The organism is Paenibacillus sp. NRS-1760 (assembly GCF_050467785.1).
In the GTDB taxonomy this organism is placed as follows: Bacteria; Bacillota; Bacilli; order Paenibacillales; family Paenibacillaceae; genus Pristimantibacillus.
Map to the genome: position 1 here is coordinate 474,071 of NZ_JBITPK010000014.1, position 12,420 is coordinate 486,490.

The 12,420-nt window shown below is 44.9% G+C and carries 9 protein-coding genes; 6 read left to right on the forward strand and 3 right to left on the reverse strand.

From position 1 onward, the window contains the following. Positions 1 to 254: 254 nt before the first annotated feature. Positions 255 to 725: a DUF523 domain-containing protein gene (locus tag ACIFSR_RS21370; RefSeq protein ID WP_430059803.1), complete on the forward strand. Its 471-nt coding sequence runs from the start codon at positions 255 to 257 to the stop codon at positions 723 to 725. 73 nt (positions 726 to 798) lie between these two features. Here ACIFSR_RS21370 and uraA read toward each other — a convergent pair whose 3' ends face one another. Continuing rightward, complete coding sequence (gene uraA, locus ACIFSR_RS21375) at positions 799 to 2,100, reverse strand: uracil permease (protein WP_339204559.1); 1,302 nt, start codon at positions 2,098 to 2,100, stop codon at positions 799 to 801. 141 nt (positions 2,101 to 2,241) lie between these two features. Here uraA and ACIFSR_RS21380 point away from each other — a divergent pair, with 141 nt between their 5' ends. The 3 genes from ACIFSR_RS21380 to ACIFSR_RS21390 all read left to right on the forward strand — a co-directional run bounded on the left by ACIFSR_RS21380 (position 2,242) and on the right by ACIFSR_RS21390 (position 6,843). Then, complete coding sequence (locus tag ACIFSR_RS21380) at positions 2,242 to 2,670, forward strand: NfeD family protein (RefSeq protein ID WP_339204558.1); 429 nt, start codon at positions 2,242 to 2,244, stop codon at positions 2,668 to 2,670. A gap of 6 nt (positions 2,671 to 2,676) precedes the next feature. Further along, positions 2,677 to 3,603: an SPFH domain-containing protein gene (locus tag ACIFSR_RS21385; RefSeq protein ID WP_339204557.1), complete on the forward strand. Its 927-nt coding sequence runs from the start codon at positions 2,677 to 2,679 to the stop codon at positions 3,601 to 3,603. 207 nt (positions 3,604 to 3,810) lie between these two features. Continuing rightward, entirely contained in the window at positions 3,811 to 6,843 is a 3,033-nt protein-coding gene (locus ACIFSR_RS21390) for a carbohydrate-binding protein (protein WP_430059806.1), read from the forward strand. Positions 6,844 to 6,938: 95 nt separating this feature from the next. Here the strand turns inward: ACIFSR_RS21390 and ACIFSR_RS21395 are convergent, their stop codons facing one another. After that, positions 6,939 to 8,696, reverse strand: a complete 1,758-nt coding sequence (locus tag ACIFSR_RS21395; protein WP_430059808.1) for a sensor histidine kinase — start codon at positions 8,694 to 8,696, stop codon at positions 6,939 to 6,941. Between the two features lie 16 nt (positions 8,697 to 8,712). Next, a complete protein-coding gene (locus ACIFSR_RS21400; RefSeq protein ID WP_430059809.1) occupies positions 8,713 to 10,287 on the reverse strand; it encodes a response regulator transcription factor in 1,575 nt (524 codons plus the stop codon). 196 nt (positions 10,288 to 10,483) lie between these two features. Between ACIFSR_RS21400 and ACIFSR_RS21405 the strand changes: the two genes are divergently transcribed. Next, positions 10,484 to 11,473, forward strand: coding sequence for an ABC transporter permease (locus ACIFSR_RS21405; protein WP_430059811.1), 990 nt, complete (start codon positions 10,484 to 10,486; stop codon positions 11,471 to 11,473). Positions 11,474 to 11,499: 26 nt separating this feature from the next. After that, positions 11,500 to 12,387 (forward strand): carbohydrate ABC transporter permease, encoded by an 888-nt coding sequence (locus ACIFSR_RS21410; RefSeq protein ID WP_076267442.1) that lies wholly within the window; start codon positions 11,500 to 11,502, stop codon positions 12,385 to 12,387. The last annotated feature ends 33 nt before the right edge of the window (positions 12,388 to 12,420 follow it).

The following is a 12,420-nucleotide window of genomic DNA, read 5'->3' on the forward strand; positions in this document are numbered from 1 at the left end:
CTCTTTGGTCATTTTATTTTATAGTAAATAACTCTAGCAATATTCTGCCTCGCCCTCGTTTTCCCTCACATTGTTTATGCGCTTGTTTTACATCTGCTAGAGAAGTTAAATGTACCTTGATGCTATTAAGGAAGCAAGCAGGCACTTTTTTGCGGATCGTAACGATTCCTTAAGATTAGCTTGCTCAGCTTCTATGGTACAATAAAAGTAATAGATGAATGAACATCATGATTTTTCTTAAAGAGGTGCAGTTTATGATCCTAGTAAGCTCTTGTTTAGCTGGATATGAGGTAAGATATAATGCTACGCATAGTGTAAATGAAATCATTCAACAATTGGTGCAGCAAAAGAAAGCCGTTGCTGTATGTCCTGAATTGCTGGGCGGTTTCTCTACTCCAAGAGAGTCAGCCGAAATTGTTGGCGGCGACGGCGATGATGTGTTGAACGGTACAGCTAGAGTAGTAGAGAAATCGGGCAGGGACGTAACGGCGATGTATGTGGAAGGTGCACACATTACGCTCAAAAAAGCGAAGGAAGTAAATGCGGAAGTGATTGTACTTAAGGAATACAGCCCTTCTTGCGGCAGCGCCATGATTTATAATGGAGAGTTTAAAAGCAATAAGAGGACTGGAAATGGGGTTACGACCGCCCTGCTTAGAAGAAACGGCATTAGAGTGATATCCGAAGAGCAGCTTGGGGGATTTTTGGTGGAAATGAGTTTCTAGCAGAAATAAATTTCTGAAAAATAATAGAGCCATAAATAAAAAGGAGCCTCTTAGGAGGCCCCGTCTTTCGTGTTTAGTGACCTGATGATTCGTGGTCGTTGGATAGCTTAAGTACGTCAAATACTTTGAACAATAGACTAAGTATAATAGCTACTACGGTTGCAAGCGCCATCCCAGTAAGCGAGAAGTCCCCGATTGTAAGCTTTACGCCGCTAAGTCCAGTCACAAGAACGACGGTTGTCAAAAACAGGTTGGTCGGTTTGCTGTAATCCACTTTGGACTCAACGAGCATCCGGAAGCCGGAAGCAGCAATAACACCGAACAGCAGCAAGGATACACCGCCCATAACTGGCGTTGGAATTCCGGAAATAAGTGCAGAGAATTTACCAGAGAAGGAAAGGACGATCGCAATGACAGCCGCGCCGCCAATGACAAAGGTGGAGTAAACCTTTGTGATCGCTAGCACACCAATATTTTCGCCATAGGTCGTGTTCGGCGTAGAGCCTACAAAACCTGATAGAATGGTGGAAATACCGTTGCCCAGCATAGAGCGGTGCAGACCTGGGTCCTTCGATAGATCTTTGTCTACGATATTGCCTGTAACAACCAAATGCCCAATATGCTCGGCAATGACGACAAGCGACGCAGGTGCAATCGCAATAATCGCCGACCAGTGGAACTCAGGGAAAGTGAAATGCGGCAATTGAACAAAGCTATTCTCAGCGAGTTTGCTGAAATCAGTGAAGCCCATGAAATGAGCGAGTACATAACCTGTAGTAATACCGATCAGAATCGGAATAATGCGCATGAATCCGCGGAATAAGACGGAACCTAGCACCGTTACGGCAAGGGTGACGGTAGATAGGATTACGATCTTTGGATCCGGGCTCCATACGACGGCAGGATCGGCATCAGTCGGAATAATCCAGCCTGCCATCCGAGCAGCAACTGGAATGAGCTCTAAACCTATAATCGCGACGATTGCCCCCATCGCTGCTGGAGGAAATACAACATTGATCCAGCCGGTGCCTGCTGCTTGAATGATGAGAGCGACAATCGTAAAGATAACGCCTGAAATAATAAATCCGCCTAATGCGGCTGCATAGCTGCCTCCGCCCACTTGATCGCCGATTACGGCGCCTGCTGGAGCGAGAAATGCAAAGCTGGATCCGAGATATGCTGGAATCTTATTGTTGCATATCCAGAGATAAAGAAGTGTTCCGATTCCGTTCATAAGCAAACAAATTGCCGGATCAACACCGAGAATATTCGGTACGAGCACGGTAGAGCCGAACATAGCAAATAAATGCTGCAAGCTTAGCAGTGCGCTTTGCAGGGCAGGCGGTCTTTCATGAACCCCAATTGCTTTTTTCATGAGAATAAGCTCCTTCAATTTAATAGGTTGTCTATTTTTGACCCTTGTTGATTCTACATAGTGAAGCGGGGTTTGACAAGTGTTTTCTTATCATACGCTGGTCATATACGAATACATTAATGAAGAAGGGGAGGTGAAAGGATGGAATTGTGGGTGATATGGCTTATTCTCGCTGGCATACTGATCGTCGTGGAAATGCTGACGCTTACATTTTATTTGCTTTGGCTTGCGATTGGTGCTATAGTCGCTGCCGTCATTGATTGGTTTTGGCCGGGCTCATTTGTCGTGGAGCTGGTGGCTGGGTGTATCATTGTCCTTATCTTGACTATCTTCACAGGTCCAATTACTCGTCGTTTCCATTCCTCAAAAGGTTTTAAGGATGCCGTGGACGAGCTCGTCGGCAAACAAGGAATTGTGCTTGAGGATATTGCGGCAGATGTACCCGGTATCGTCAAGGTGGGAAATGAAACGTGGAGTGCAGCATCGAATGAACGGTTATTGAAGGGTGATACAGTTAGGGTTGTCAGTCGCGGAAGTGCAGTGCTTCAAGTTGAGAAATGGGGAGGCTAACTAGATATGGGTTATATTATTGCGATTATTTTATTGGTTATCGTTGTCGTTTTTGTATCATTATCGATCAAAATCGTACCGCAGCAAAGGATAGGCGTTGTCGAGCGTCTAGGGAAGTTTAATCGGCTGCTTACGCCGGGGGTTAATATTCTAATTCCGATTATTGATCATGTACGAACGTATCATGATTTGCGTATTCAGCAGGCGAACGTTCCGCCGCAAACGGTCATAACGAAGGATAACGTACAAGTCAAAATCGATACGATTATTTTTTATCAAGTGACCGGCCCAGAACAGGCTACATATGGCATATCTGATTATGTATACGGGGTGCGAAATATAAGCACAGCTACAATGAGGCAAATTATTGGTAAAATGGAGCTTGATGAAACATTATCAGGCCGTGAGAAAATATCGACCGACATTCGAATCGCCCTTGATGAAGCGACAGAGAAGTGGGGCGTGCGCATCGAGCGCGTAGAGGTTATTGATATTCAGCCGCCAGCGGACATCCAAGATGCAATGGATAAGCAAATGAAGGCGGAGCGAAGCAAACGAGCAATGGTGCTTGATGCTGAGGCGGCGAAGCAGGATATGATCTTGCGGGCAGAGGGCGACAAGCAAAGTAAAATATTGAAGGCTGAAGGCGATAAGGAAGCTAGAATCCGTCAAGCGGAGGGTCAACGCCATGCGCAGGAGCTGGAAGCGCTTGGTGAAGCGAAGGCCATTCAATCCATCGCTGAAGCTGAGAAAAATCGAATTGAGCTTATACGCTCTGCAGGACTAGATGAGAATGTACTGACGTACCGCTCACTCGAGGCATTATCCGATATCGCTCAGGGAGCTGCGAATAAAGTGTTCATTCCAACACGGGCAATCGATACACTTGGCAGCATTGGGGCCATTGGGGAAATGCTTAAAGCGAGCAAATAAATATAGTGATTGCAAAAAAATGTCTCAGGAGCAGTGTATTCTGCTTTTGGGATATTTTTTTGCAATCGTAAATATCCGATATTATATTTTTCTAAAGTCAGTGGGTTTGCAGTACGAATCATAATATTCTTGGATAGTTCAACATGAGATTCACCCTTAAACTTAAAAAGAAAGCGCTTTATATTAAACGAGTAAGAGGAGGAAATAATGTTGAGTAGTTTTAAATTCAAGAAAGGTTGGTCCATTATTTTTGCATTGCTTGTGTTATTCCAAACGGCGGTCGGTGCGAATACGATAGTTGCTGAGGCTCAGACGCCGGGTGCTGCTGTAAACAGCCAATCCTATGAGGCTGAGGCAGCCGTTAATCAGCTTAGCGGTAAAGCAGAGGTTAAGGACTGTGAGCTTGCGGTTGGCTGCTCAGGCAATAAGCTGGTAGGCAGTCTGTGGGGCGGCTCTGCTTTGCAATTCAACGCAGTGAATGTGGATACTAAAGGGATCTATACGATGACGGTGCATTACATATCGGGCGATCCGAGATCGTTAGCCGTCAGTGTGAACGGCGGCGGAACCGATCATTATGATTTGCCGAAAACGGCAGATTGGAGCACGCGAGGGACTTACGAGATCCAGCTGGAGCTCCGTCAAGGCGAGAACGTCATTCGTTTCGATGATGAAGGCGGATACGCGCCGGATATTGACAAGATCGAGCTGAAATTGCTGAATGCAGGTCCGGGTACAGATCCGAATGAGCCGCCTGCTGGAAGCGGACAAGTGTATGAAGCGGAAGGGCAGGACAATAAGCTAACCGGCAATTCTGCCGTACGCTCCTGCAAAGCGGAGACGGAATGCTCCGGTGGAAATAAGGTAGGCGACATTTGGGGCGGCTCAACGCTGCTTTTCCAGAAGGTTGCTGCTCCAGCAGAGGGGATCTATACCTTGAAGGTGAGCTATATTTCCGGCGATCCTCGGTCATTTTCCATTCGTGTGAACAATAGCGAGAAAGAGACCTATTCCCCGCCTGCGACTGCGAACTGGGATACGGTTGGCGTGTTCAGTATTGAGGTACAGCTGCAAGCGGGCAGCAATACTATTTTATTTGACGATAATGGCGGATGGTCGCCGGATATTGATAAAATCGAAATCATCAGCTCGCAGGCACCAGGCGAAAATCCGGGTGATGTGGATGGGATCGGCAATATTGGCAAGCAAATCGATTCCAGTAAATTTGGCTCGATTAAAGTGGAGCAGCATAAGTCAGGCGTCACTTTAACAAACGGCGTCTACAAAATCATTTATAACACGGAGTCTGGACTTTCAGCGTTCGAATGGAACAATAAGACGATCGCCAAAGGGTTGTACAGCAGTATCCAATTGGACAAGCAGCTCGACAGCAAAAACTACGCTGAGCATTTGTTCTCCATGAAAAAAGTTGAAAAAATAAATGACGGTCATGGCAAAGGCATTCGGTTAACGATTGAGAATCGTGAGTCCGGTCTGCCAACGATGAAGCAAATTTATCAAATTTATGAGCGTTTGCCTTATTTTCTAATTAGTCAACAAGTTACGGGGAAAGACACACTCAGCACAAATGATATGGCTCCTCTTGTACTTAATGCCAAGGGTGGAATTGATTTTGGAAGCTACTCGGATAATAAGGTGCTGGTGGCTCCGTTCGATAATGACGCGTGGTCTAGATATCAAGCGCGGACGATAAATACAAGTCTGAACAACAATAATTATGTCAGCTCAGAATTGACAGCTATTTATGATAATACTAGCCGAAATGGATTGGTTATTGGTTCAGTCACACATGATAAATGGAAAACAGGAATCTATTGGAGCGGTTCTGATAATCGTTTAAACAAGCTCAAGGTATACGGCGGTTTCTCTTCCCCTACCTCGACGCATGATACGATTCCACATGGAAAGGTAACGGGAACGACGATTACTTCACCGCAAATTCTCGTTGGTTACTATTCCGACTACCGCCAGGGCCTTGAGAGCTTCGGTCAAGCGAACGCTGCAGTTGCTCCGCCGCTTGCATTTAAGCACGGTGTGCCAAAGGGTGTGCCTGTGGGCTGGAACAGCTGGGGCGCATACGAAAGTGATTTAAGCTACGATAAAGTAGTCGCTGTGTCTGATTTCTTCAAGAAAAATTTGCAGAAAAATTCCTTCTCGAACAAAGGCAATGTTTATATTAATTTGGACTCCTATTGGGATAATCTGTCCGAGGAGCAGCTGAAGCAAGCAGTTAAGGTTATTAACAAAAACGGGCAAAAAGCCGGCATTTATTATGGCCCTTTTGTTTATTGGGGCGATAACATGAGTCAGGTCGTAGAGGGTACAGACGGGAAATACACGTATGGAGATATTATTTTGCGGGATCAAAGCGGAAGCCCGCTGCCGAAAGTAGACGGCGCCTACGCGATCGATCCGACTCATCCCGGCTCTAAGCAGCGGATCGAATATTATTTCAAACGGTTTCTTGATTACGGATATGAGTATATTAAAATCGATTTCTTAAGCCATGGCTCCTTCGAGGGCAAACATTATGACCCTAATGTCCAAACAGGCATTCAGGCTTACAATCAAGGCATGGCTCATATCAATAAGGTGCTTGACGGAAAAATGTTCATCAGCGCCTCTATTGCTCCTTTATTTCCGAGTCAATACGCCCACGCTAGACGGATCTCATGTGATATTGACGGCTCACTGAGCCGTACGGAATATCAGCTAAACAATCTTACCTATGGCTGGTGGCAGAACGGAACGATCTATCCGTATACCGATCCAGATTATATGACGCTTGTGAAGGGCGGTTCGTTTGATGCTGCACAGTCTCGGGTCAATTCAGCGGCAATTTCCGGTACTGTATTTCTAAGCTCAGACGATGTCAGCAATCCGGCAGCACAAGAATTGATGAAGAAGCTGCTCACTAACAAGCAAGTGAATGAGGTTGCACTTAAAGGTCAGGCGTTCAAGCCTGTCGAGGGCAACACAGGTACAGGGGCTGCGGATACATTCATCATGCAAGAAGGGAAAGATTATTATCTTGCAGTATTTAACTATACGAATGCCCCTGTGTCGAAAACGGTAGATTTTGCGCGTGTTGGCATTCCATCGTCCTCCAAAGTAAAAATTACGGACCTATGGACGAATGCATCCAGTCAGGCAGCAGGTCAACTTAAGGTGGACTTGAATGGCGCGCAATCGAAGCTTTACAAAATCACCGTAAAATAAACCAGCAGCAAGATTCATGACTAAGCAGCTATGGCTGTGAAATCGAAAAATCCCTCAAGCAATAGTGCTTGAGGGATTTTTTATTGTCTAGCATGTTAACGTCCAGGAATTCTTATCGTTACCGTTGTACCAATTCCGAGCCTGCTGTAAATAGAGACGCCATAGGATTCGCCGTACAAAAGTTTAATTCGATTGTCGACGTTGCGAATGCCATAACCAGACAAGTTGTCGCTGCTGACCGGCAGCTCTTCTCCGCTGTGGCCGCGCATATGCATGCCCATGCCATCATCGATAACTTTGAGAATGATATCATGGCCATCGCGATAAGCTTTTATCATAATGTTTATTCCGAGCGTGTCGTCCCAAATGGCATGGTTCATCGCGTTTTCAACGAATGGCTGCAGCGTTAGCTTTACGATTGGGCAGGGCAGTACGGATTCCTCGATTTGATAATGCACGCGAATGAGTTCGCCGAATCTTACCTGCTGGATGGCAACGTAGTAGCGGGTAAGCTGAATTTCTTCATGGATTGAAAGTTTGTTTTTCCCTTTGTTGAGCGAGATCCGGTAAAACTTTGCTAGATCTGTAACCATTTTGTTCATTCGCTGATCTGAATTTCGAATGGCAAGCGACGATATGGAGGCGAGTGTATTGTACAAAAAATGTGGATTAATTTGCGCTTGCAGCACATTCATCTCGGCTTCTCGCTTATCGATTTCTTTCTTGTATACGTCGGAAATTAAATTGCTGAGCCGCTGAGCCATCTTCCGCAGCACATTTCCGATTTGGCCAATTTCATCGCGTCCAAGCGGCCTCATGTCGAAGAGATCGAACTCCTCTCTTTCGATGCGCCGGATCATGCCGACTAAATAATCGACGCGTTTCGTAAATTGTCTGGCTGTGGCGTAGATGAACAGCGTCATAAGCCCAAAGCTGATTAATGCAAAAATTAAAATCCGCTTAGCTGTTTTATTCGCCTTGGTAAGGAAGCTGCTGTAAGGGACCAGCGAGATGCTTTTCCAACCGAATTTGGTCGTATTGTAGACGACTAGCATTTTCTCTCCATTAAAGCTGCTGTCGAATCTTCCTTCTCTGGCGCTCGGAAATTTCTCCTTCACAAATTGATTAAGCGGACGATTCAACATGTTTTTGTCCTTAGCGGACATAATAAGGCCGCTATCATTAACGATTAATATCGTTTTCTCTGAAGTCTCTTTCTCCATCAAACGGAAAATATCCGATTCCAAAATGTTGATGGTCAAAATTCCATAGGCATTGTCTAGATTGCTAATATTAAGCATGCGTGTCAGCGTAAACATGGAAGGCTGGTCAACAACAGGGGGCGTTGCTACAAACCGAACATTTCCGTAGCTGTTAAGCAATGAGCGGTACGTAGTCGACCGTTTGAACGCATCATCCATTCGTTTAATGTAAATGCCGTCAGCTGGTAGCGAATCGTTATTAATATAAATAGACATGGAATGAATATCTGGATTTGTAGTCAGCATATTCGAAAAAGTGTTATTAATGTATTGATAGGCATCAACAAACAGAGATGGCTCCTCTGTATAGTTATTCGTTAAGTAAGCGCGCAGCGAATTGTTTAAATAAAGATTTGCTGAAAGCTTTGTGTACGTATCCAGCTTATTTTCTAAATTTGAATTGATTTGAGCAACAGACGCAACGGAGTTCGTGTACATTTGGTCAGAAAGCTCGCTCTTAATCGTCTGATAAGAATATAGAACAAAAAACACTAAAGGAATAATGGCCCCGAGTAAAAACATGACAAACAGCTTTTCTCTTAGCCGCAAATTGTTAAAAGGCCTCGTCAGCCAGCCTGTTACCTTTTTCATGCGCTCTCACTCCAGCCTATAGATACATTTTCCGAAACTCATTAGGTGTACTGCCTTTGTGCCTATGGAAGATGGAGCAAAAATAAGAGACGTTCTCATACCCGACGCTGTGAGCGACCTCACGCACCTTAAGGGATTTGTCCTTTAACAAGTCAGCTGCCCGGTTCATACGAACCTTCGTTATATAATCAAGAATCGTCTCACCCATTTTTTCTTTAAAAATGCTTCGAATATAGTTGGGTGATAAGTAGACCTCCTTGGCAATCTCCTCGACCGTAAGCGGCAAATGATACCGTTCACTAATAAGCTTAACGATTTGGTCGGCTACGGCTTGATTGCGGTCAACATCTCTTTCGCTTAAAGCCTTTCTTATTTCTTCACAGAAGTGCATGACATAAGCTTGAATCTGTGAGGATGAGCTCATCGACGAGATTTCCTTCCAATGGTCCACAAGCAGCAAGTCCTTGAGCGAGCCTGCAAGCAGCATGGAGAAATGCTGCTCTAATGCAGCCATTAGCCTAATAATGGCTCGAATAGTAAAATTTCGATGGATACGTTCTACGCGAATCGTTGAGAAGAGCGCTTCTAACTGCATGGTTACCTGCTTGGCGTCTCCTGACTGCAAGGCGGAAGCAAGCCGAGCTGCAAGCTGCTCGCCATCATCATCCGTTTGTTTGGTAGGCAATAAATCATCCGGCGTTATGACGGCTCCGCCGAGCTTGAAAAACTTCTCCTCATTGCAAGCTCGCGCCTGCAAGTAGGCATCCCAAATAAGATGAAACCCGGCATGCGGCGCGGACAATCCTATCGTAATTTGTGCGCCGAAGGAGAGCGAGAGCTCCTCTCGGAACTTCTCCCAGAAATCCGTTGTAGATTGTGCGGCTCTCTGCTCATTTCGCCATTGAAAGAGAACGAATAAAGCATGTGGCTCGCTTTCAACAACAATAAAGGAATCGAGGTACTGCCGGGCAATAGTCCGCAATAGCTCCACTCTATCGGGAGAGGCTTCGCTTGCTGGCTGCGCCGAAATCGGATAGTCTGCCGGCGCATCTATCGTTGCATAAAAGGCTGCAAACTCCCTGCTTGCACTGAAATCAGATGAGCTAAGCTCCCATTTCCGAATCCAATCCTTTCGCTTCTCTTCATTTGGCTCGCGTATAATACGGGTCATCCATTTTTCACGCAGCCATTCACCGCCCTGATCTGATAACTGTTCCTCCTCGCACTTTTTCTTAACCTTCTCAATTAACGCGATCAGCTCCTCCATATCTATCGGTTTTAACAAGTAGCCAGTCGCCTCAATGTTCAGCGCTGCCTTAATATACTGAAACTCGTTATGTCCGCTCAAAAATATGATTTTTACGTTCTTATCGATTTGCTTTGCTCTTCTTCCGAATTCAAGCCCGTCCATAATGGGCATGCGGACATCTGTCAAAATAATGTCAGGCTTTAATTCAGCCAGCTTGCTAAGCGCTTCCTTGCCATTTCGCGCCGTTCCCGCGACCGTAATGCCGATTTTGTCCCATGGCACATAATGCTCCATCGTTTCGAGCTCGATGGCTTCATCATCCACTATCAAAATGCTGTACATGCTTGTTCCCACCTTTTATCATGTATCTGTTTTTGAATGTTTATTTAGTTTATCTGCAATACCGCATTTCAACAATGGAGCATATGGAAGTGTGTCGTTTTGCGTTACAAATCGGTAAATGCTTGTATAGAATGGGCAGGGCGGCCGACCTATAATGAAGTCACTAAGCAACGCAAGATTGGCAGGAGGTTATTAAATGGAATCCATAATGAAAGCGGAATCAAGTAAATCTGTTCCACCCCAAAAGAAGCGCAGCATTGGAAATTCAAATATATGGGGCAGATTGAAGGAACAGCGGCTGTTATTTGTGCTCATGCTTCCGGCTTTAATCGTCACACTCATATTTTCATACGTTCCGATGTTTGGCTTATACATGGCTTTCATTAATTACTCGCCAGGCGGAGGATCGTTTTTTGGACAGTTTTTTACAACAGAGTTTGTAGGGCTGGAGTGGTTTAACTACTTCTTTACGAATGGCGATTTCGTCAGAGTAATGCGCAATACGCTGGCACAAAGCTTTCTATCTCTGTTATTCGGTTTCCCAATGCCGATTATTCTTGCCTTAATGATTAATGAAATGCGCAATGGCTGGTTCAAACGGACGTTTCAAACGGTATCTTACATGCCTCATTTTATTTCGTGGGTCATTGCTGCAAATATTATTATCACGGTACTTTCTTCAAGCGGTGTCATCAACAATTTGTTGACGGGGCTTGGAATTATCGATGAGCCGATTCAGTTTATGCAAAATGGTCCGCTGTTCTGGTGGATTATCGCTTTCTCCAACACATGGAAGGACATGGGCTTTAACGCCATTATGTATTTGGCCGCTATCTCAGCTATTAACCCGGAGCTGTACGAGGTGGCGAAGGTAGACGGGGCAAGCCGATTAAAGCAAATGCTGCACATCACGCTGCCGTCTATTAAACCGACCATTATCATTCTTGCCATTTTAGCGGTAGGCGGAATATTGAATGCAGGTTTTGATCAGCAATTTTTGATGCAAAATAATACGGTGCTCCAATATTCGGAAGTTATTGACACGTACACGTACAAATATGGTTTGCAAAACGGAATGTTCTCTTACGGAGCAGCTGTTGGATTATTCAAATCGGTCGTCGCGTTTATCCTTGTACTAAGCGTCAATAAGATGGCCAAAAAAATGAATGAACAGTCGTTGTTCTAGGACAAACAAGAAAAGGAGAACACTTCATGGCAAAATTTAAAAATGATTTTCTGTTTATGTCGATCGTCTACTTATTCATCATCGCAGTTTTTATCGTAACCTTTTATCCTTTCTGGAACATATTTATCATTTCGTTTAATAGTGCTGAAGATACGCTGCGAGGAAATCTGTATTTGTGGCCAAGAGATTTCAGCCTAGCCAGCTATAAGCAAATTTTATCCGATAGCGAGATTTGGACGGCCATTAAAGTTACGGTGCTGCGGACGCTAATCGGAACGCCACTCGCGGTTATTGTCATTAGTATGCTTTCCTATTCACTAAGTAAACGTGAGCTCGTTGGAAATCGGTTCTGGTCACTGTATTTTGTGTTCACGATGTATTTTGGCGGCGGGCTCATTCCATATTACATGGTGCTCAAAAGCTTGCATCTCATTGACAGTTTTATGGTGTTTATTTTACCGGGTATGATGAACGTCTTTTATATGATTATTGTAAGAACCTTTATGCAGCAGCTTCCGCAGGAGCTGGATGAATCAGCCAAAATAGACGGCGCTAATTACATGCAAATTTTCTTCAAAATTATATTGCCGCTAACGACACCAGTGCTCGCGACGATCGGCATGTTTACGGCTATTGGCCACTGGAACGCTTGGTTCGATTCCTACGTGTTCACGTATAACTCTGATCTTAAGACGCTTCAGGCCGTGCTTGTAAAAATCTTGAATCAGTATCAAACCAGCTCCATGGTTGGCGATGCGCAGCAGCTCGCTGATGCTTCGAAACGACTGGCCGTGTCTCCGGATACGATTCGGATGGCGGCAACTATGGTAGCAACGCTTCCGATATTAATGGTTTATCCATTTTTACAAAAATATTTTGTTAAAGGCATGACCCTTGGTGCAGTAAAAAGCTAATAAAGCGGGAACTTTGTTGGAGGTGATGCCGAT